Origin of the sequence: Kribbella sp. NPDC056345, assembly GCF_042262745.1 — a bacterium.
Taxonomy (GTDB): Bacteria; Actinomycetota; Actinomycetes; order Propionibacteriales; family Kribbellaceae; genus Kribbella.
Map to the genome: position 1 here is coordinate 436,551 of NZ_JBHJQQ010000003.1, position 21,002 is coordinate 457,552.

Sequence of the window (21,002 nt, forward strand, 5' to 3'; positions counted from 1 at the left end):
GGTTTCACGGGTGCGACGGGGCCGCGGTCCCGCGAGGGTGAAGGGGTCAGCAGGAATTGCCGGATTTGGGAGAGGTAGACGGATGCGCTTCACGGATGGGGTCGGACCTTCGCGGCGAGCGGTGTTGCAGGGCGGGATTGTGGCCGGAGTCGGCCTGACCGCACTGGGCAACGGAGTGGCCAGCGCTGCGCCGCCTGCGAAGCTGAGTGGGAGCGCGGGGGTCCGTCCCTTCCGGGTTTCGGTGCCGAAGCAGCAGCTGACCGACCTGCGGCGCCGGGTCGCCGGGGTGAGTTGGCCCACCGCCGAGCTGGTGAGTGATCGCTCCCAGGGCGTGCAGCTGGCAACGACGAAGGCACTGGCGAAGTACTGGCTGGGCAAGTACGACTGGCGGCGGTTCGAGGCCAAGATCAACAAGCTGCCGCAGTTCACGACGGAGATCGACGGCGTCGACATCCACTTCATCCACGTGCGCTCACCACACCGGGACGCGCTGCCGCTGATCATGACCCACGGTTGGCCGGGCTCGTTCGTGGAGCTGCTGGAGACCATCGGCCCGTTGACCAACCCGACCGCGCACGGGGGTCGCGCGTCCGACGCGTTCCACCTCGTGCTGCCGTCGATTCCGGGGTACGGATTCTCCAGCCAGCCGACCGAGATCGGCTGGGACCCCGGCCGCACCGCGAAGGCATGGCACCAGCTGATGCTGCGACTCGGCTACGCCGAGTACGTCGCTCAGGGTGGTGACGTCGGCTCCGCCGTGACCGACAACCTGGGCCGCCAGGCCCCGGACGGGCTGCTCGGCATCCACGTCAACCTGCTCGGCGCAGCGCTCGGCGGAGTCGGCTGGCCGACGAACACCGACGAGGAACGCGCCGCAGCCGCGGCCGTCGCCGAGTTCAATGCCACCGGCAACGGCTACCGGATCGAGCAGACCACCCGCCCGCAGACGATCGGCTACGCCCTGCTCGACTCCCCCGTCGCCCTGGCCGCCTGGATGCTCGACCACGACACCGACAGCTACTACAAGATCGCCAAGGCCTTCGTGCACAACATGCCCGCCGGCAACCTCACCCGCGACCACATCCTCGACAACATCACCCTCTACTGGCTCACCGGCACCGGCGCCTCCGCCGCCCGCGTCTACTGGGAAAGCGCCCGAGCCCGAGCCACCGCCCCGGTCCCCCCACCCCCGGTCGGCGTACCGGTCGGCTTCAGCGCCTTCCCCGGCGAAATCATGCAGGCCCCCCGCAGCTGGGTCGAGAAGACCTACCCCACCCTCAACTACTACAACAAGCCCATCCGAGGCGGCCACTTCGCCGCCTGGGAAGAACCCACCCTCTTCACCACCGAACTCCGAGCAGCCTTCACCTACCTCCGCTAACCCCCCACGACCTCGAGCATCACGCACCCCAGCCACAGCCCCAGCAACTCGATCTTCGATTTCGACTGATTCCAACGATTGACTAGCCTGGGCGGCATGCGTCGATTCGTGCTGGCTGGGGTGTCCGCTGTTCTGCTGGTTGGTTCTGCTTGTTCGTCTGGAGCGGTGGCTGCGCCGACGCCGGAGGCCACTGTCTCGGCGACGGTGCGGCCGGGGGTGGTGCCGTTTCAGGAGTTGGAGAAGCAGTATTCGGCTCGGCTCGGGGTGTATGCGCTGGACACGGGGAGTCGGCGTACGGTCAGTTATCGGGCGAACGAGCGGTTTGCGTTCGCTTCGACGTTCAAGGCGCTGGCGTGCGGCGTGCTGCTGCGTCAGACGAAGGATCTCGACAAGCTGATCCGGTACACCGCGGCTGATCTCGTCACCTACTCTCCGATCACCGAGAAGCATGTCGGCACCGGGATGACGCTGCGGGAGCTGTGCGATGCGGCGATCCGCTACAGCGACAACACCGCCGCGAACCTCGTCCTGGTCGAGCTCGGCGGTCCGGCTGGTCTGCAGCGGGCTTTGCGCAAGCTGGGTGACGGGGTCTCGAACGTCAACCGCAACGAGCCGACTCTCAACGAGGCGACGCCCGGCGACAGGCGCGACACCACGACACCGCGTCAGCTCGCGACCAGCCTGCAGAAGTTCACCCTCGGCCACGCACTCCCGCCGGCCAAGCAGGCGATCCTGAACAACTGGTTGCTGACCAACACCACCGGTGACAAGACGATCCGCGCCGGTGTCCCGAAGGACTGGAAGGTCGGCGACAAGACCGGCACCGCCGGGTACGGCGGCCGCAACGACGTCGCCGTCGTCTGGCCACCGAACCGCGCGCCGATCATGCTCGCGATCATGTCCACCAAGGGCGTGAAGGACGCCCCCACGGACGATGCGTTGATCGCAGCCGCCGCAGCAGCGGCCGTCAAAGCTCTGGGCTGATCACCGCGACGCAGGTGCGGTCCGCCGATGCGCGGGCGGGGCACTGCGGCTGACACCGAGCCCGAACGGGAGCTCGAAGAGGGCCTTCGGCAAGTATTTGTAGACGAACAAGCACAGCCAGGCCACGAACGCCGTCAGTACGACGGGCTCGACGATCTGCGTGACCAGCTGGATCGTCGGGCTCGCGGACGACAGCGGCTTCAGCAGCGCCTCGTGAATCAGGGCCAGCACGGGCATGTGGATCACATAGATCGGCAGCGTCCGCCGCCCGATACTCGCCAGCCCGTTGCTCAGCCGTTCCCAGCGCGTCACCAGGCCCGCCGCGGTCACGCCGAGCAGGATCGCTACCCCACTCACCAGCGGCCACAGCCCGAACCAGGTCTTCGCGTCGAACAGGGCGACCACTGCCAGAAGTACGGCGTACGGGACTGCGATCAGGGCCAGTCGCAACCAGCTCGCCTGGGCGGCGAGCTTCTCGATCAGGGTCTTTCCATAGATACCGGCCAGGAAGAAGACCAGGTTCTGATAGACGCCGGCGCGGTCACCCGGCACCGGAACCAGCTCGGCCGAAGCGGTTGCCGATAGCAGGAACGCCAGCCCGAGGACCACCCAGGGCGGCACCCGGCGAGTGGCCCGGGCGACCAGGAAGTACAGCGCGAGGGCGTAGAGGTACCAGAGGTTCGACGGTGTGATGAACAGCTGGGCCACGAACTTCAGCGGCCCGTCGGCGCTCTCGGTGCCGAAGTCCGGCACGAACGCCAGGATCGCGGTGTGGATGATCAGCCACAGGACGTAGAGGTAGTAGAACTTCGCCACCTTGGTGCGCAGCACCTCCGGCCAGGTCCGATGGACCGCGCGGACCGCGAAGAAGCCGGAGACCGCGAAGAACAAGGGCATCCGCAAGGGCAGCAACTGTTCCCCGAAGGTGCCCCAAGCGCCCTTGATCTGGCCGCCGATGTGCCAGTCGATCTGCAGGTAGTGCTTCATCAGCACGTGCCACAGGACCACCAGCAAAATACAGACGCCCTTGGCAACATCCGCCCAGGCGACGCGGTTCCGCTCCGGCATCTCAGTTCCTTCCGCGGTCGCATCCGCCGTCGACATGTCTTAAAAACTAGGGAAATCAAGGCCGCACGCCATCAGCCCCGAGGCGGCAGCCGATGTCATCCCGTGGTCTGACACGGACCCGTCGCCGTACGCCAAAAGGGCAACCACCCGCGGCCCGGCGTCAGGAAAGAGGACCTGGAGGGCGCGCGAGGTTGAGCGGCGTGGCCCGAATCACAACGCCAGCGTGCGGGGCCCGCGTCTCACCGTCGTTTCACAGCCGTGTCACAGCCGGCCCCCGGCGCTGTACCAATAGGTACGTTTGGGCGGTGACCCATCGCGACGGATATAGTCCGTCCGGTATCTGGGTGTAACGGTCTGAACTTTTCTCTCGGCGCCGGCGTCCCACTGTTCACTTGCCCGACCCCTGCCCGACACCGCGGGCGACGTAGAGGAGCCCGACAAGGATGACGTCCACGCCGACCGCCGACGTTGTATCGAGTGAGCTCGACCTAGCCGGCCGGCGCATCGGCGCCTCGAACCAGCCGATGAGCCACGCCGAGTACCTGGGGCTCAAGCGGTTCCCCGCCCTCGACGGGCTGCGTGCGATCGCCGCCCTGATGGTCGTGGTCTTCCACAACCAGGGCCCCGACTGGGTGCAGGGCTGGATCGGCGTCCAGATCTTCTTCGTGATCTCCGGCTACCTGATCACCACGCTGATGCTGCGCGAAGAGGACCGCTCCGGGCAGATCTCGTTCAAGAAGTTCTACGCCCGGCGGATCTTCCGCATCCTGCCGGTGTACTTCGTGCTGCTCGGGGTCACGCTGCTTCTGCAGTTCTTCCACGGGACCCTGACCAAGAACCCGCCGGGGACCGAGCTGCCGCTCTACCTGTTCTTCTTCAACGAGTTCGGTCAAGGCGGCCAGTACGGGCAGTCCTGGTCACTGGGTATCGAGCAGAAGTTCTACCTGTTCTGGCCACTGCTGGCCTTCTCCGCCATCCTCGTCCAGCGCCGCCGGAAGTTCCGCGGCCGGATCGGCCTGACGCTGGTGCTGATGGCGATCATGCTCGTCATGGTGCCGCTGTCGATGGGCGGCGACCCGCGCGGCTGGACCGCGCACTACTTCTCGATCCTGGTCGGCTGCCTGGTCGCGATCCTGATGCACAACCGCCGGACCTACGCCCTGTTCAAGCCGCTGACCCGGCCGTGGGTCGCCTGTACGGCGGCTGCCGCGTTCGTCGCAATCCACGCGACCGTGCACCTGTGGGCCTCGTTCATCGACAAGCACCACCTGGCCGGTGATGTGCCCGGCTTCATCGCGGTCCCCCCGCCGTACGTCGTACTGGTCGGCTTCCTGCTGTTGCCTGCGCTGCTCGCCAACGCGTTCCCGCAGCGGCTGCTGTCGATGCGGCCGTTCGTGTTCCTGGGCGAACGCTCGTACTCGATCTACCTGGTGCAGCTGATCGCGCACGAGGCGGTGGTGGCGCTCTACCTGCTGTTCGGCGCGAACCTCAGCAAGAGCCCGGTGCCGTTCGTCGCGGTGTCGCTGATGTCGATCCTGATGGCGCACCTGTGCTTCCTGTGGGTGGAGAAGCCGATGATCAACGTCGGCAAACGCTTCATCAGCACGAAACTGGCCTGACCTGACAGCCGGGGTGCTGGGGGCACCCCGGCCACCTCAGGTCAGGGACAGGTGCCGTTGACCGGAGTCGACAGTCCGGTCCACATGAAGGCGTCACTGACCCAGGTGCCATCGCTCAGCCGGTTCCAGAGGCTGGTGGTCCCCCAGCGCCCGCTGTGCGAGGTGCCGTTCTTGGAGCAGGAGATGTTGACCGTCGTACCGTCGGCCACGCTTCCTGCGAGTGCGTAGTTGGTGCCCGGTCCGGTGCGCTTGTTGACCGTGCCACCACCGAAGGCGTCCATGATGCCCTGGGTGAAGCCGAGCGCTCCGTAGTTGTAGAGCTGCTGGCCGGGGCTGCGGACCGTGCTGCCGTGCAGTGCGGTCCCGTTGTAGGCGGTTGCGGCGTTCTGGAAGACCCAGCCGCCGACGTTGTGGCCGGCGATGCCGACGTACGCGCTGTTCTGGCGCAGGGCGAAGTGCACGTGCGGGCCGTTGGCCGAGCCGCCGCACGAGACGTCGGTACCGATGTTGCCGAGGAACCTGCCCTCGGCAACGGCCAGTCCATTGGCCGCGATGTTGCCGGACAGGTGGTAATAGTCCGTCGCGTAGCCGCGGTCGTGGATGACGCGGATCCAGCCTTTGCCGTTGCCACACATCGTGTACGCAGTGCCGCCGCGCGCCGCGAGCACCTGACCGTTGCCGCCGGCCAGGTCCAACGCGCTGTACGGCGTGTCTGTCCCGGCCCAGCCGTGTGCGCCACCGGGCATGCTCCACGAGGTGCCGTTGGCGAACGGGAGCCGCATGCCGGTCCGGAAGTCACCGCCGGCCGCCTGCGGAGCGAACCCCTGCTGGCCGAACAGCTGCTTCTCCTTCGCCGAGACCACCGGCGACGCGGCCGTCAGCTCGGTGAAGGCACGCTCGCCTTCGAGGCCGACCTGCCACTTGCCGTCGACGAGCCGGGCCGCGAACAGCCAGCCCTCGGGGTGCGAGTCCTGGCCCTTCGGCACCAGCGCGACGGTGGTGCCGAAGACCGTGCCGGTCCCGGCGCCGCGGGTCACGTTGACCTGGATGTCAGATTTCGTCTTGCTGGTCTTGGCCAGACTGACCTTCGCCGTCACGGCCTGCTGCAGGGTTGGCTGCTGCGGTGCGGCGGCGGCAGTCACCGGGACTGCCAGAGCGCCGGTGGTCAGCACTGCTGCCCAGCGCACTCTCGAGTTGAACGTCATAACGGGTCCTCCTGATGGGACGGAACAGGATCGGTGGCGAAAAGCTATCCGCCGACTACGGACAGTCGGCTATCTTGTGGCTTGATCAGCGTCCAGAGACTGTCCACTGGGGTGAGGTGAGGTCATGGACAGCTCGGCTCTGGCAGCGCTTGGCGCCGCCATGCTGCGTTATCGCCTGGCCCGTGGCCTGTCCTTGCGACAGCTCGCCGCGCGACTCGGCATGCAAGGTCACGGCGGACTGTCCGACTACGAGAAGGGTCGGCGGCTGGCCCCGGCCGACCTGATCGAGCGGTACGAGGAGCAGCTCCAGATCACCGACGGTGAGCTCCGCGCACTCCGCACCGCGGCCCTCGCCGAACGCGCCACCAGCAAGTCCGACAGCACCGAACACGCCACCGGCAGGACCGACGGCGCCGCGCCACCCGCCGCCACCATCGCCGAACTGCCGGCTGTCCCGGCCGACTTCCAGGGCCGCAATGCGGAGCTTGCATCCGTGCTCGCGGCAGCCGCCGACTGTCTGGCCGGGCGTGGCCCGGTGACGGTGGTGGTGACCGGACAGCCTGGCGCGGGTAAGACGACCCTGGCGGTGCGCGCCGCCCAGCAGGCGTTCCGGCTCGGGCTGCAGGATGCCCAGTTCTTCGTCGAACTGGGTGCTGCCGAGCCCGAGGCGGTACAACGCCGGCTGCTCCGGGCGCTCGGCGTACCGGATGCGCAGCTGCCCACCGAGGTGGACGAGGCCGCGGCCATGTTCCGCTCCCGGATGGCTGGGCGTCGATGTGTGCTCGTGCTCGACAACGCACGGGACGAGGCACAGGTTCGCGCGCTGCTGCCAGGCCCCGGCCCGGTGCTCGTCGTGGTCACGAGCCGCCAGCGGCTGACCGGGTTGGCCGGTGCCAGACGTGTCAGCCTGGCTGAGCTGACGCCCGCGGACGCCCAGGCCTTGCTCACCGAAATCGTGGGCGCGAGCCGTGCGGAAGCAGAGCCGGAGTCGGTGGCCGAGGTCGTGGCTGCGTGCGGTCGGCTCCCGCTGGCCGTGCGGATCGCCGGGAATCGGCTGGCGTCGTGGCCGGACTGGTCGATCGCCCATCTCGCCGAACTGCTGCGCGACGAACAGAACCGGCTCGGTCGCCTCACCGCAGGCGACCTGGCCATGCGCAGCGCGTTCGCGCTGTCCTACCGCGAGCTCTCCCCCGTGGCCGGCCGGTTGTTCCGGCGGCTGGCGCTCACGCCAGGCGCCGACTTCGACGTACAGGCAGCCAGTGCGTTGCTGGGAGAACCTGCAGAGGCCGCGTTGGAGGTATTGGCGGGCGCAAGCCTGATCGGGCTGGCAGCGACGCCGGGGCGGTACCGCATGCATGATCTGCTGCAGCTCTACGCGTGCGAACTGCTCCAAGAGGACGCACACCGGGACAAGGCCGAGAAGGCTTTACTGGGTTGGCTTTTCGAGGAGACGCGCCGAGCCGCGGCAGCCCTCTCCCCTGAGTCCGCCGACCATCCGGGCGGCCGGTCGGCCGCGGTCGTCTGGCTGGATGCCGAGGCAGGCACGATCCTTGGCGCCGTACGGCGGATCAGCGAGCGCACCGACGGCGAGTACGACGTCCTGCTGCAAGAGCTGACCCAGCTGATCCCCTGGTACTACGACCTGCGCTGCCGGTGGTCCGACATGGTCGAGGTGGCCGAGCACGCCCGCTTGGTCGCGGAGCGCGCGGGTGATCTCGCCGAACGCGCCTTCGCCTACAGCATGCTCGGCCTCGGGCAGCTCGGCCAGCATCGGTACCGCGCCGCCCTCGCGTCGTGCGAACTCGGCCTGGCCGACGCCCGTGCCTCCGGACTCGCCGCCGAGGAGGCCGAGCTCTTCGGCCGGATGGGCCTCGCCTACGAAGGACTCGGACAGTACGCCGAAGCCGAGGCGCGGCACGCTGATCACGCCGAGCGGTGCCGGGTGCTCGGTGACAAGTTCGGCGAGGCCGCCGCGGTCGGTCGGCGATCGCACACCTTGCAGATGCTCGGCCGGCACACCGAGGCTGCTGCCTGTCTCAAGCTCGCACTCAAGATGCGCTCCGGACTCGGCGACGAGCGCGGCGTCGCGATGGCGGAGTACCGATTCAGTGCCCTGCGCAACCATCAGGGCCACCATGAAGAGGCACTCCTGCGCGGGAACCGGGCGCTCGCGGTGTTCGAGGCCCACGACGACCAATGGGGTACGGCGGTCACCCACTACGAACTGGGTCGCGCCCTGGCCGGACTCGGCCGCCTCCGCGAGGCAGCAACGGCGTACCGGACGGCCGTTCGAGGTCTCGAGGAAGTCGGCGAATGGCAGCGGCTGGCCGAAGCCACCGCCGCCTTCGCAGAGATCAACCGCCGTTAGATGTCACCGCAGCGTAGCCAGTAGCGAATCGACTTCGGCGGCCCGAGGGCTGGCGGCCTCGAGGAAGAGGTCGCGGGCCTGCCTCCAGGCCTCACCGGCGAGTGCCGGTTCCCCGGCGGCTTGGTGTGCGCGGCCGAGCACGGTGAGCGTGTTGGCCCGGCCCAGTTTGGCGTCCAGAGCGTTGAACAGCTCAAGGGCTTCCAGGCAGCGGGCACGAGCCTGCTCCGGATCGCCGAGCTCGAGATGACCCTCGGCGATATTCGCCAAGGCCAGCGGTTCCATCGTGCTGTTGCGATGCCGGCGGAAGTGCGCAAGCGCGAGCTCGCCGTACCGGACCGCCTCGTGAAAGTTGCCCATGGCACCGTGTGCGGCACTCAGGTTGAGCGCGGTGTGCAGGATCGCACTCTCGTGCTCCGGCAGCTCATCCTGCGCAGCCAAGGCCTTCTCCTGCAGCTCCAGCGCTCTTTCGTGCTGACCACGCCGGGAGGCGACGAGACCGAGGTTGGACAGCACCGACGACTGCCGCGTCAGGTCGCCGGACCGCTCCGCCAGGTCGAGCGCCGTCAGATAGCAGGCCTCACTCTCGTCCAGCCGCGACGCCTCGAGATGCATGATGCCCTCGACGATCGCGGTGAACATGATTGCGCGCTCGGCGCCCGACCGATCGGCAGCGCGCCGGCCGATCGCCGAGACGGTTCGCCAATCGTCGAAGTGGAGCCTGGCTGCGAAGAACACATTCAGGGCCCAGGCGAACTGCCAGGCGTGATCGTCGAGACCCTCGTCGTACGCGCGCTGCACCAGCTCGACCAGGACCGGGCGTTCGATCTCGAACCAGTCGAGGGCCTGCGCGGCGCCGGCGAACCGCAGCGGCCCCGCCTCAGGTCCGGCGGCGTCGACGACCGGTGCCGCCGCACCTCGCGGACGGACAGCGTTGTTGGCGGCTCCCAGTGTCGCGAGGTACCAGTCCAGCATCCGGCGAGTGGTGGCTAGGAGGCCCTCCGCGCTCTCCTGTTCGGCGGCGAGCTCGGCCGCGTACAGGCGGAGCAAGTCGTGCAGCTTGAACCGGCCGGGCTGCGGTTCCTCGAGCAGGTGCTGGGAAACGAGCCGATCGGCGGACCGGCGGACCTCGCGCGGCGTGCCTTGCGTGAGTACGGCGATCGCGGGCAGCCCGATCGCGCCGGACGGATGCAGTCCGAGGTACCGGAACGTCCGCGCATCCTCGGCCGCGAGCGCCCGGTACGACCAGGAGAACGCTGCCCGGAGATCCGCGGCCGGGTCGTCGGCGTCGGCCAGCCGATCCAGTCGCCGATGCTCGTCGGACAGCTCGGCCGCCAGCGCGGACAACCCGTCCCCGGGGAAACGCGACGCCCGCTCGCCGGCGATCCGCAGTGCGAGCGGAATCCGGCCGCACAACTCGACGAGCCTCGCCACGGCGTCCGGATCGCCGGCGGCCCTGCTGCTTCCGACCACACCGGCCAGGACGTCACCAGCCGCTTCGGGCACCAAGGGACGCAACGTGATTCGGTGCGCACGGTCATGGACAGCAAGACCGCGCAACTGACTGCGGCTCGTCACCAGCATCAGACAGTCGGACGCGGGCAGCAGCGGCCGCACCTGCTCCGCGCCCCGCACGTTGTCGAGCACGATCAGCAGCCGCTTGCCGGCCAGGCCGGATCGCAGCATCGCCGATCGCTCGTCCAGTCCTTCGGGAATCGCCGCCGGCCGCACGCCAAGTGCCAGCAGGATCGACCGTACGGCGGTCGCGGGATCGACAGGTTCGCCGGACGAGTACCCGCGCAGGTCGACGAAGATCTGACCGTCCTCGTAGAACTCGCGCAGCTGATGCGCGGCATGAACGGCGAACGTCGTCTTCCCGATTCCCGCCGGCCCGTCGACCGCGATGACGAGCGGCGCGGACGCCGTACCGTGCTTGTGCACGAGATCGGTCAGCTGCGCGAGCTCCTCGGAACGCCCGGCGATACCGGTCGGCTCCGGCGGCAGCTGCCGCGGGCGGACCACTGCCTGCTCGGCCGGCGGATCCTCGGCATCGGTCAGCAGCATCGCCTGCGTCGCGCGCAGTTCCTCGCCGGGCTCGAGCCCGAGCTCTTCGATCAGCTGCGCGCGAGTCCGCTGGTAGACGGTCAGTGCATCGGCCCGGCGCCCACACTGATGCAGACCGCGCAGCAACAGCGCGGTCAGACTCTCGCGGAGCGGATGCTGCGCGGCGAGCTCCGAGAGCTCGCCGATGATCTCCGCAGCCACTCCGCGCTGAATCTCTGCTGTGTAGAGGGCCTCCTGTACGGCGATCCGCTCGCCCCTGAGGCGCAGTGCCTCGGCAGTGACCAAGGCCGGTTCATCCATCCCGGCGAAGGGGTCTCCACGCCAGAGCTCGACGGCCGCTCGCATGTGCACCGCCGCCGACTCCGGGTCGTCCCGGTTGAGCGCGGCGGCACCGGCTTGCCGAAAGCTCTGGAACCGGTCGACGTCGAACTCGCCGGGGCCGACGACGATCCGGTAGCTGCCCTCGCGTTGCTCGATCCGCTCGGCATCACCGAGCGACTTCCGCAGCCGGAACACCAGCACCTGCAAGCGCGCCGGGTTGCTGTCGTCGGCGCCGAACAGCAGGTCGATCAACGCGTCGGCGCGCATCCACTGGTTGGGCCGGCACAGGAGGACGGCGAGCAGCCGCGCCTGCGCGCGACTCGGCGTCAGCGGATTCCCGCCGACCCATACCTCCAGCGGGCCGAGCACTCCGAACTGCATCGGCTACTCCCAGTTGATCTCAGCCCCGTGGTCTGGTGATTGTGCTCACAGAGGGTCACGCAAACTACCGTGAGTTCGAGCCTTCACCTTATTGTGATCTGTTGTGTCCTCCGCCCCCACAGTTCCCGCGTTGCCCCATGCCCATCTGACCCTGGCCGACTTCGAAGGCCTCGCGACCACCGTCGCCGGGTATCCGTACGTCAAGCTCGTGCTCGACCAAGAGACGTCGATCGTGCACCTCATCGACGGCGCCGATCGCCTGCTGCACGTCCAGTACGTCGCCGAGCGGATCCTCGGGATGACCCGGGCCGAGCTGGCCCGGAACCTCGATGCCTTCAACGACTCGGTCTACCGCGCCGACGACCGGCGCTTCCTGCTCGGCACCCTCGCGCTGCACAACCGGCCGGAGTACGGCGGGCTGTTCTTCAGCCTCGAAACCGTCGAGGTCGACACGATGAGCGCCGACCTGTTGCGCAGGTTCTACGACACCGTCCGCGCGCTCGTGGTCGATTCGGTGCCGGTGCTGCTCAAGCCCGCCAACCACCTGCAGGAGAGCTTCGACTTCGGCGACCTGCCGCGGATCCTCGCCCACGAGCTGTACTCGACCGCGCCGTACGTGCCGCTCAACCCCGGTACGACGACCGGCCGGCTGCGCGTCTTCGGGTCCGAGGAGGCGTACCGGACGACCACCGATCCCGTGCGCTGGTACGACGTACTGGTGATGGACCGGATGCCCGATGACATCCCGCGGGTCTCGGGGCTGATCAACTCCCGGCACACCACTCCCCTGTCGCACACGAACGTGCTCGCGGCCGGTTGGGGCATCCCGAACGCCATCCAGATCGACGCGCTGACCAGCCTCGCCGCTCTCGACGGCGCCTGGGTCGCGGTGACCGTGGACGCGGCCGCCGCGGCGGTCTCGGTCGACGAGATCTCGCGGCCGGATTCGATCGACGCCGGTCCGGCGTGGGCGATCACGCAGGTCGACATCGGCAAGCCCGACCTGGCCGCGGCCCAGATCCTGCCGCTGGAGGAGTTGCGGGCCAGCGACGCGCACCGGTTCGGCACGAAGGCCGCCAACCTCGGCGAACTGACCGCCGTACTGCGGGACGGATCGCCTTACTGGCTTGGGTTCTACACCGCACCGCGGCCGCCGCGGCCGCATCTGCTCGAGTACCTGGCGCGGCACCTCGGGGTCGGTGACACCGACCCGGGCGTGCTGTCTCAGGCCGCGCTGCGGATGGTGCATCGGTATGTGACCGTGCCGCGTGGGGTTGCGCTGCCGTTCGCGTTGCAGCAGCAGTTCCTGGAGTCGTCACCGGCGATCCAGCAGACCATCGGCAAGCTCAAGATGGCACTCGCCCTCGGCGGTGAGGTCGACGGGCTGTGCGCCGAGCTGGGCGCGCTGATCCGCGACACCCCGCTGCCGGCGGATCTGCGCACGCTGATCGAGGACGCCGTACTGCGGCACCTCACCGGCGCGGGCCGGGTCGTCGTGCGCAGCTCGTCGAATGCCGAGGACCTGATCGGGTTCTCGGCCGCGGGGATCTACGAGTCGATCCCCGAGGTCGAGTCGATCGAGGACGTGGTGCACGCGATCCAGCGGGTCTGGGCGTCGCTGGTGACGACGCGTGGCGTGCTGCTCCGCGACGAGGCCGGGATCGGTCTGTCCGACTGCTTCATGGGTGTCGTCATCCAGCAGCAACTCGACGGCGCGCTCGGCGGTGTCATGGTCACCACGAACCCGCTCGACCGGGCCGACTTCCGGTCCGTCCTGCTGAACCTGGCGCGCAACTCGGTCGACGATGTCGTCTCCGGTGCCGGTGACCCGTTGCAGCACCTCTACAACACGATGGAGGGCGGCAGCCGAACGGTTGCCCTGGGCACCGATGGTGTCGATGTCGACGACCAGGCCAAGGCCACCCTCGGCCGGCTCGCGCTGATCGGACGGTTGCTGCAGGCCCATTTCGCCGGCGCCGACGGCCCGGTGGACGCGCCGGTGGACGTCGAGTGGCTGGTCGACGGTGACCGGATCGTGCTGCTGCAGTGCCGTCCGTACCAGCTCGCCGCGTGATCGGGCGCACCCCCGATGCGGCGCGGGTGATTCGTCGCTACAACGCCTTCCAGCTGTTCGCCGGACTGCTCTGGTGGTTGCCGGTCTTCTACGTGTTCCAGCGGTCCGCCGGGCTGTCGGACACCGAGATCTTCTCGATCCAGAGCATCTTCTACCTGGCGTTCTGTCTGTTCGACATCCCGACCGGGATGATCGCCGACCGCCTCGACTACCGGCGCTGCCTGCAAGCCGGTGCCGCGATCCTCGTGGTGGCGAACGTGATCCCGGTCTGGCAGCCGACGTTCACCGGGTTCCTCGTTCAGTTCCTGCTGATCGCCTTGGCGCACTCGCTGTTCTCGGGTGCGGGCAGCGCCTACCTGTACGAGTATCTGCAGCGGACGGGGAACGAAGCGTCGTACCAGGGTGCTGAAGGATCGGCGCGAGCGTGGACGCTGATCGGGCGGATCGTGTGTCTGCCGGCGGCCGGGTTCCTGACGGCTTGGTGGGGACCTTCGCCGTATGTGTTGTCCGCGGTGACTTGTGGGATCGCGGCTGTGATCGCGCTGGGCTTCCCAGCCTTGCCTGCAACGGGTCCTGCGAAGCTTGAGCCGGTTTGGCCGGCCCTGGTGGGTGCAATGCGGTCGCTGGCGAAGTCGAAGCGGCTGATGCTGCTGATGGCTCAGGGCATCGCGGTGTTCACGCTGGTCCGGATCGGGCAGGCCAATCTGTTCCAGCCGATCCTGGAGTCGAAGGATCTGCCGCTGCACTGGTTCGGGGTGCTGATGGCCGCGACCACCGTGTTCGAGGTCGCCGGGGCCGCGCGATCCGCCGTACTGGCGCGTTTCGGACAGATCCGGGTCGTGCTGGCGCTGACCGTGCTGATGGCGGTCGCGCTGGCCTCGGTCATCCCGCTGGGGCTCGTCGGCACGATGGCCTGTCTCGCCGTGTTCTCACTCGCGTCGGGCCTCGCGTTCCCGGTGCAGCGCAAGCTCGTCAACCAGGCCATCACTGAACCGGCCCGCCGCGCGACCCTGCTGTCGATCGAATCCCTCGCCGACCGCGCTGTCTGTGCGCTGGTCGTGTTCGTCATGGGCGGGTTCCTCGCCCGGGGCGCGATGCCGGAGTTCCTGGTCGCGCTGGCCGCCGCCGTCACGGTCGCGATGGTCGCCCTCGCCGTACTCGTCACTCGCAGCCGCGACCGCGCGGCCACCAAGGAGAGCCTCGCGTGAAGAAGATCCTGTACGTCTACGTCAAGGGCGGTGCCCCGCTCGAGACCGCCTTCCCGCGGCTCGCGGCCTGCGGTGAGCTGCACGTGCTCGCCCTGTCGCCGCTCCCCGAGGCCGCGAAGGCTATCTGGGCGCCCTGCTGTACGTCGATCACCGTGCACCCGGGTGGTCTGACGCCGGGTGAGCCGGTGGTCGAGGCGATCATGGCCCATGCGCAGGAGATCGGGGCGGATGCGCTGTTCACGCTGTCCGAGTTCGCCGTACTGGCGGTGGCCAACGCTGCCGACCGGCTCGGGCTGGCTGGGGCCGGTCCGGGGATCCGGGCGGCTCGGGACAAGCGGTTGATGCGGCAGGCCTGGCAGGCTGCGGGTGTGCCGATCCCCCGCTTCCGCCGGGTCGATTCGGCGGCTGATCTGCGGGGTGCGCTGGCCGCGCTGACCCCGCCGCTGCTGCTCAAGCCCGCGTGGGGTGCGGGCTCGGTGGCGCAGCTCGTGCTGACTTCGCAGGACCAGGTCGCCGACGCGTGGGCGGAGATCGAGCAGGCCCTGGAGCGTGGCGGGCAGGTCGGCATGAACGAACTGTTCGAGCAGAACACCGACGGCGACCGCCTGGTCGAAGAGATCATGGACGGCACGACCGAGGGCTGGTACTCCGAGGACGGGTACGGCGATTACCTGAGTGTCGAGGGTATTGTTGCCAAGGGCATCTACCACCCGTTGGCGATCACCGCCAAGCTGCCGACGGTCCCGCCGTACATCGAGGTCGCCAGTACGTCGCCGTGCGTGCTCCCGGAGGAGCTGCAGCGCCGGATCGAGGATGTCTCCCGGCGGGCGGTCGACGCGCTGGGGCTGGACACCTGCGGTACGCACACCGAGCTCAAGTTGCGGGCGGACGGTTCGCTGGTGGTCATTGAGGTGGGCGCGCGCTTCGGTGGGCTGCTGACCACGCGGCAGGTCGAGATCGCGTTCGAGCTGGACCCGATCGGCATGCTGATCCGCGAGCAGCTCGGTGAAGAGGTCGAGTACCCACCGGCCATGCTGGTCGAGGGCGGCCGCGCCGCCGCCTCCGTCGCAGTCGTCCCAGCCGCTGCCGACGGCACACCCTGGCAGACCCAGCCCGTGTGGGACCCCGAGCAGGTGGACTGGTCACGACTGCTCTCCGCAGGCAGCACGGTCGAGCCGGTGCCCGCGTTCATGCTGCCGACCGGCACCCAGGTCCCCCAGTTCGACCCGTCCGGCGGATCACGCAACTGGCTGGGCGTCTTCCTCCTCACGGCGAACGACGCCCCCACGTTGCTGCGCGATTGCCGGGCAATCCTCGACGGTATGGAGACCGCGCTAGCTCAGCGGTAGCGGGTCGCCAGGTGGGTGCTCTGACCACCGAAGGCGGCAAGGTCGGCCTGGAAGACGGCGTCGAGCAGGCCGGCGTCTTCGACTCCAGGAGCGGTGACGACCTCGCCGAGTTCGAGACCGCGCAGGCCGGCGGTGACCACGTCGGCCGCGCTCATCCGCGGTATGGCGCTCAGATCCAGCCCTTGCCGGGTGTGGAACTCGGTCGCGACGACTCCCGGGCAGAGGACCTGCACCTGGACGCCGGTGCCGTCGAGTTCCGCGCTCAAGGCCTGTGACATCGCGACGAGGTGCGCCAGCGTTCCGGCGTACGTCGCTCGTCGTGGCATCACGGACTTGTCCGCCGGTCCGCTGAACGCGATCATCCCGGCGACGTTGATGATCGCCCCGGCGCCACGCGCCTGCATCGGGCCGACCGCGGCCCGGGTGATCAGGGTGGGGGCGAGCACCTTCACTCCGAGCAGCTCACGTGCCTTGTCTGCCGGCAGCTCAGCCATCGGCATGTAGTGCGAGACGCCGGCGTTGTTGACCAGTAGGTCCAGCGGTTCGGTCGCGGCGAGGCGGGCGATGGTATCGATGCCGTCGTCGGTCGAGAGGTCCGCGGTGACGGCGGTGACCGCCACCTCCGGATGCGCAGCGGCGAACTCGTCGAGGCGGTCCTTCCGGCGGCCGACCAGGATCAGGTCGTAGCCGTCGGCGGCCAAGCGCTCGGCGAAGGCCGCGCCGATGCCGGAGGTGGCGCCGGTGACGAGAGCAAGTTTGTTCGATGGGTTCATGTCTCTACGGTCCGCCCGCGATCCTCGGACAGGTAGTTGTCCCTCCTTCCTAGGACTGTCAGGGCCAGGCAAGCTCGGTGCATACTGAGGGTGATGGCGCGGACAAGCCTCGGCGAGGCGCTCATGACATGGCGGGCAGCAGTAGCGCCTGGCGATGTCGGCCTGCCCGAGCGGGGCGCGCGCCGTACGCCGGGTCTGCGTCGTGAGGAGCTTGCCCAGCTGGCCGGGATCTCGGCCGACTACCTCACCCGGCTGGAGCAGGGTCGAGCCGCCAACCCGTCCGCACAGGTCGTCGAGGCGCTCGCCCGGACTCTGCAGCTGACGGCCGACGAGCGCGGTCACCTCTACCAGCTGGCCGGATTGGCTACGCCTGCTCCCGATCGCATCCCGCGGTCCATCTCACCAGGAGTACAACGGATGCTCGACCGGCTGAACGACACGCCGGTCGCAGTGTTCGACGCGATGCAGACCGAGCTGCACGCCAACGCGCTCTACATCGAGCTGATGGGCGAGCGGACCGGTAACGAGCTCAACGCGGCCTGGCGGAACTTCCTCGGTTCCGCGTCGCGCGTTCGGCAGACCCCGGCCTCCCTCGGGCAGCTGCAAGAGCTGCAGGTCGCGGACCTTCGCCGTACGGCGGGCCGTTATCCGCACGACCCGAACCTGCAGGCCCTGATCGACGAACTCCTCCGCCGCTCACCCCGCTTCCGCGAACTCTGGGAGTCGGGTGTCGTCGCGGAACATCACGCCACCCGCAAGATCATCGACCACCCCGTCGCGGGCGCGATCACCCTTGACTGCGACGTACTACAGGTGGCCGGCGACGACCTCCGAATCATGGTCTACACCGCGGAGCCACACTCTCCCGACGCCGACAAGTTGATGTTGCTCACCACCGTCCACACCTGATCTCCCGTTGCGGGAAGCAACATTTCGTGGCTTGCTTCGGCCATCGATAGCGTCCGATTCATGGAGACTTTTCAGACGGCCGAAGAGATGGCAACGGCGTTGCGGGCCGGTGAAGTGACGTCGGTGGAACTGACGGATGAGGCGATTGCGCGCATCGAGCGCGATGACGAGGTGATCAACGCGATCTGCGTGCGGGACTTCGACGCTGCGCGGGCGGCCGCGCGGGATGCCGACGCATTGCGTGGTCGCGGTGCGGATCGGCCGCTGCTGGGGATTCCGGTGACGGTCAAGGAGTGCTACAACATGGCCGGGCTGCCGACGACCTGGGGCCTGCCGGAGCATCGGGACTACGTGCCGACCGAGGACGCCGTACAGGTGTCGCGGATCAAGGCCGCGGGCGCGGTGGTGCTGGGGAAGACCAATGTGCCCTTGGGGCTGCAGGACATTCAGAGCTTCAACGAGATCTATGGCACGACCAGCAATCCGTGGGATCACACTCGTACGGCGGGTGGTTCGTCCGGCGGGTCAGCGGCCGCGCTGGCGTCCGGGTTCGGCGCGTTGTCGATCGGCTCCGACCTCGCCGGATCACTGCGCACGCCCGCGCATTTCTGCGGCATCTACGCGCACAAGCCGACGCTTGGGCTGGCGGCGACCCGCGGCATGGTCGTACCGCCGGAACCGGCGTTGCCGATCGACCTCGACCTGGCCGTCGTCGGTCCGATGGCACGCTCGGCCCGCGATCTCACGCTCCTGCTCGACGTCATGGCCGGTCCGGACCCGCTGACGCTCGGCAAAGCGGCTGCGTTCGTCGTACCGCCCGCACGTCACCAGCGACTGAGCGACTTCCGGGTCCTGGTCTTCGACGAGCATCCGGTGATCGCGACCGGGTCCGCCGTGCGGGCGGCCGTGAACCGGGTGGCCGACGTACTGGTCGACGCCGGCGCCCACGTCGTACGGCACAGCCCACTGCTGCCCGACCTGACCGAGGCCGCGACCCTCTACCTGCAGCTCCTGTTCTCGGGTTCGGTCGCACGCTTCCCGGTCGACGACCAGAGCCTCGACGCCGCACGGCTGCACGCCATGGCCTTCAGCCACCACGACTGGCTCGCGGTGAACAACCAACGCGAACTGCATCGCCACGGCTGGCGACAGTTCTTCACCGAGTACGACGCCGTGGTGTGCCCCATCACGCCGACCCCCGCGTTCCCCCACGACCACAATCCTGATGTGCTGGCACGCCGGCTCGACATCGACGGCGTCAACTACCCGTACTTCGACCAACTCGTCTGGGCCGGCCTCCCCACCATGCCCGGCCTCCCCGCCACCGCCGTACCAACAGGCCTCTCCCCCGACGGCCTCCCGGTCGGAGTGCAACTCATCGGCCTCATGTTCGAAGACTGCACCCCGCTCCAGCTCGCCGAACTCCTCGAGCACGCCATCGGCGGCTTCCACCCACCGCAGTCGCGCTGACCCCCGTCCCGCGAAATTGGGGGGACTCGGGGGTAGGGCGGTTGGTAGGGTTTGGGTATGCAAAATCTGTACTTCCTCTGACAGCCGGACCCTGCGGCGCCCTGATCGGGCTTGGCCGCGGTTCTTGTGTCCGCTGTTCACCCATGTCATCGAACCCTGGCCGAGCTCTGCCTGGGTTCGCTTCGGAGGAAGTATGTCCAGCATTACTACTGTTCTGCCTACGCGTGCCCGGGCGCACCTGACGGCTAGCGGGGTCGGGATCGCTCGGGGCGGTCACAGCGTTCTGCACGGGGTTGATCTGACTGTGTCGGCCGGGGATCGGCTCGGGGTGGTTGGCGAGAACGGTCGCGGGAAGACCACGTTGCTCCAGATCCTGGCCGGGCGGCTCGTTCCCGATTCCGGTGAGGTTCGCCGTACTGGTGGGATCGGGATCGCCGACCAGGAGATGCCGGTCGGCGACGACCGGACAGTCGGTGATCTGATCGATGTCGAGTTGACCGATGTTCGCGCTGCCTTGGCGGCGTTCGATGCTGCGGCTGCGGCGCTTGCTGAGCAGCGGCCTGGCGCGGACGATCAGTACGCCGATGCTCTCGCAGTCGCTGAGGCGTTGGATGCGTGGGACGCCGATCGGCGGGTCGATATCGCGCTCGCTGCGTTGAGTGCGATCGACGATCGGAGTCGCGTGTTGTCGACGCTGTCGGTCGGGCAGCGGTACCGGATCCGGCTCGCCTGTCTGCTGGGCGCCGGGCACGAACTGCTGTTGCTCGACGAGCCCACCAACCACCTGGATGCGGGCGGTCTCGCGTATCTGACCGCACAGCTGCAAGCGCATCCCGGCGGCGTGGTTCTGGTCAGCCACGACCGTGCCCTGCTCTCGGATGTCGCCACGGCGATTCTTGATCTGGATCCGACCAGCGATGACCTGCCTCGGACGTACGGCGGCGGCTACCGCGGGTACCAGGACGGCCGGGCGGCTGAACGTGACCGCTGGGAGGACGAGTACCGAACTCAGGTCGCCGAACGCCAGCAACTTGCCAACGACCTGTCGACCGCACAGAACCGGTTGTCCACTGGCTGGCGTCCGCCCAAAGGCACGGGCAAACATGTCCGGGCGACTCGTGCGCCTGCGCTGGTGCGGGCGGTGCATCGTCGGCAGGAGGATCTCGACGCCCATGTGATCGCGGTCCCCCGGCCGCCGATGCGGTTCCGGATGCCGGAGCTCGGTTCGCGGCCAGGCGCGACGCTGGTGCAGGCCACCGATGCCGGGGTACCGGGCCGGCTCGAACCGGTCGGATCGGTGCTGCTGCAGTCGGGTGATCGGCTCGTCGTGACCGGTCCGAATGGTGCGGGCAAATCGACCCTACTGTCACTCCTGGCCGGTCAGTTGCCTCCGGCAACGGGTGTGGTTCAGCACGGACCGAACGTCCGGATCGGGTTGCTGAGTCAGGAGTCGCCGGAACCGTCCGCTCGCCGTGCACATGAGGTGTACGACGCAGCGGTCGGCCGGCTCATCAGTACGGGCAAGCTCGCCGAGTCCGAGCAAGTGTCGCTGAGTGAGCTCGGGCTGCTGGGTTCGCGGGAGGCATCCCGGCCGATCGGTGAACTGTCGATCGGCCAGCAGCGCCGCCTCGATCTGGCGGTGCTGCTGGCCGCCCGGCCGCACGTCGTACTGCTGGACGAGCCGACCAACCACTTGTCGATCGCCCTGGTCGACGAGCTCACCGAGGCGCTGCGGACCACATCGGCCGCAGTCGTCATCGCCACCCACGATCGGCAGCTTCTCCGCGACCTGGCCGATTGGCCCGAGCAACGCCTCTGAATCAACCAGTGC

Annotated in this window: 14 protein-coding genes; 10 read left to right on the forward strand and 4 right to left on the reverse strand. The window is 68.5% G+C overall.

Going from position 1 to position 21,002, the window contains the following annotated elements:
- Positions 1–82 precede the first annotated feature (82 nt).
- Together ACFCV3_RS12925 and bla are read left to right on the forward strand one after the other, a co-directional pair.
- Positions 83–1,381, forward strand: a complete 1,299-nt coding sequence (locus ACFCV3_RS12925; RefSeq protein WP_376029598.1) for an epoxide hydrolase family protein — start codon at positions 83–85, stop codon at positions 1,379–1,381.
- Between the two features lie 78 nt (positions 1,382–1,459).
- Positions 1,460–2,365: a class A beta-lactamase gene (gene bla / locus ACFCV3_RS12930; protein WP_376029600.1), complete on the forward strand. Its 906-nt coding sequence runs from the start codon at positions 1,460–1,462 to the stop codon at positions 2,363–2,365.
- Here the strand turns inward: bla and ACFCV3_RS12935 are convergent, their stop codons facing one another.
- On the reverse strand, positions 2,366–3,469 hold the full coding sequence (locus ACFCV3_RS12935; protein ID WP_376029602.1) for an acyltransferase family protein: 1,104 nt from the start codon (positions 3,467–3,469) through the stop codon (positions 2,366–2,368).
- A 407-nt stretch (positions 3,470–3,876) separates the two neighbouring features.
- Here ACFCV3_RS12935 and ACFCV3_RS12940 point away from each other — a divergent pair, with 407 nt between their 5' ends.
- On the forward strand, positions 3,877–5,052 hold the full coding sequence (locus ACFCV3_RS12940) for an acyltransferase family protein (RefSeq protein WP_376029604.1): 1,176 nt from the start codon (positions 3,877–3,879) through the stop codon (positions 5,050–5,052).
- Between the two features lie 41 nt (positions 5,053–5,093).
- Here ACFCV3_RS12940 and ACFCV3_RS12945 read toward each other — a convergent pair whose 3' ends face one another.
- Entirely contained in the window at positions 5,094–6,257 is a 1,164-nt protein-coding gene (locus ACFCV3_RS12945) for a peptidoglycan DD-metalloendopeptidase family protein (RefSeq protein WP_376029607.1), read from the reverse strand.
- 124 nt (positions 6,258–6,381) lie between these two features.
- On the opposite strand from ACFCV3_RS12945, the gene ACFCV3_RS12950 reads away from it, so the two are divergent.
- A complete protein-coding gene (locus ACFCV3_RS12950; RefSeq protein ID WP_376029610.1) occupies positions 6,382–8,625 on the forward strand; it encodes an NB-ARC domain-containing protein in 2,244 nt (747 codons plus the stop codon).
- 3 nt (positions 8,626–8,628) lie between these two features.
- Here ACFCV3_RS12950 and ACFCV3_RS12955 read toward each other — a convergent pair whose 3' ends face one another.
- Positions 8,629–11,388 carry a BTAD domain-containing putative transcriptional regulator gene (locus ACFCV3_RS12955; RefSeq protein WP_376029613.1) on the reverse strand — a complete coding sequence of 920 codons (2,760 nt, stop codon included), beginning with the start codon at positions 11,386–11,388 and terminating at the stop codon, positions 8,629–8,631.
- A gap of 130 nt (positions 11,389–11,518) precedes the next feature.
- On the opposite strand from ACFCV3_RS12955, the gene ACFCV3_RS12960 reads away from it, so the two are divergent.
- From ACFCV3_RS12960 to ACFCV3_RS12970, 3 genes are read left to right on the forward strand one after another with little or no spacing between them, the layout of a single operon-like run.
- Entirely contained in the window at positions 11,519–13,462 is a 1,944-nt protein-coding gene (locus tag ACFCV3_RS12960) for a PEP/pyruvate-binding domain-containing protein (protein WP_376029614.1), read from the forward strand.
- Positions 13,459–14,670, forward strand: coding sequence for an MFS transporter (locus ACFCV3_RS12965; protein WP_376029616.1), 1,212 nt, complete (start codon positions 13,459–13,461; stop codon positions 14,668–14,670). The genes ACFCV3_RS12960 and ACFCV3_RS12965 overlap by 4 nt, the downstream gene beginning before the upstream one ends.
- Positions 14,667–16,019: an acetyl-CoA carboxylase biotin carboxylase subunit family protein gene (locus ACFCV3_RS12970; protein ID WP_376029618.1), complete on the forward strand. Its 1,353-nt coding sequence runs from the start codon at positions 14,667–14,669 to the stop codon at positions 16,017–16,019. The genes ACFCV3_RS12965 and ACFCV3_RS12970 overlap by 4 nt, the downstream gene beginning before the upstream one ends.
- On the opposite strand, the gene ACFCV3_RS12975 is transcribed toward ACFCV3_RS12970, so the two are convergent.
- Positions 16,010–16,792 (reverse strand): SDR family NAD(P)-dependent oxidoreductase, encoded by a 783-nt coding sequence (locus tag ACFCV3_RS12975; RefSeq protein WP_376029620.1) that lies wholly within the window; start codon positions 16,790–16,792, stop codon positions 16,010–16,012. The genes ACFCV3_RS12970 and ACFCV3_RS12975 overlap by 10 nt on opposite strands.
- A 93-nt stretch (positions 16,793–16,885) precedes the next feature.
- Between ACFCV3_RS12975 and ACFCV3_RS12980 the strand changes: the two genes are divergently transcribed.
- The 3 genes from ACFCV3_RS12980 (at position 16,886) to ACFCV3_RS12990 (ending at position 20,990) form a co-directional block, all read left to right on the forward strand.
- Positions 16,886–17,701, forward strand: a complete 816-nt coding sequence (locus ACFCV3_RS12980) for a helix-turn-helix transcriptional regulator (protein WP_376029623.1) — start codon at positions 16,886–16,888, stop codon at positions 17,699–17,701.
- Positions 17,702–17,761: 60 nt separating this feature from the next.
- The gene (locus tag ACFCV3_RS12985; RefSeq protein ID WP_376029626.1) at positions 17,762–19,171 is read left to right on the forward strand and encodes an amidase; all 1,410 of its coding nucleotides are present in this window, start codon (positions 17,762–17,764) and stop codon (positions 19,169–19,171) included.
- A 193-nt stretch (positions 19,172–19,364) separates the two neighbouring features.
- Complete coding sequence (locus tag ACFCV3_RS12990) at positions 19,365–20,990, forward strand: ABC-F family ATP-binding cassette domain-containing protein (RefSeq protein WP_376029628.1); 1,626 nt, start codon at positions 19,365–19,367, stop codon at positions 20,988–20,990.
- The last annotated feature ends 12 nt before the right edge of the window (positions 20,991–21,002 follow it).

Excerpts from the sequence above, each read along its gene's own strand:
- ACFCV3_RS12940 (WP_376029604.1), top strand. The coding sequence starts at position 3,877 with ATGACGTCCACGCCGACCGCCGACGTTGTATCGAGTGAGCTCGACCTA.
- ACFCV3_RS12980 (WP_376029623.1), top strand. The coding sequence starts at position 16,886 with ATGGCGCGGACAAGCCTCGGCGAGGCGCTCATGACATGGCGGGCAGCA.
- ACFCV3_RS12990 (WP_376029628.1), top strand. The coding sequence starts at position 19,365 with ATGTCCAGCATTACTACTGTTCTGCCTACGCGTGCCCGGGCGCACCTG.
- ACFCV3_RS12955 (WP_376029613.1), bottom strand. The coding sequence starts at position 11,388 with ATGCAGTTCGGAGTGCTCGGCCCGCTGGAGGTATGGGTCGGCGGGAAT.
- ACFCV3_RS12945 (WP_376029607.1), bottom strand. The coding sequence starts at position 6,257 with ATGACGTTCAACTCGAGAGTGCGCTGGGCAGCAGTGCTGACCACCGGC.
- ACFCV3_RS12975 (WP_376029620.1), bottom strand. The coding sequence starts at position 16,792 with ATGAACCCATCGAACAAACTTGCTCTCGTCACCGGCGCCACCTCCGGC.
- ACFCV3_RS12950 (WP_376029610.1), top strand. The coding sequence starts at position 6,382 with ATGGACAGCTCGGCTCTGGCAGCGCTTGGCGCCGCCATGCTGCGTTAT.
- ACFCV3_RS12985 (WP_376029626.1), top strand. The coding sequence starts at position 17,762 with ATGGAGACTTTTCAGACGGCCGAAGAGATGGCAACGGCGTTGCGGGCC.
- ACFCV3_RS12925 (WP_376029598.1), top strand. The coding sequence starts at position 83 with ATGCGCTTCACGGATGGGGTCGGACCTTCGCGGCGAGCGGTGTTGCAG.
- ACFCV3_RS12935 (WP_376029602.1), bottom strand. The coding sequence starts at position 3,469 with ATGTCGACGGCGGATGCGACCGCGGAAGGAACTGAGATGCCGGAGCGG.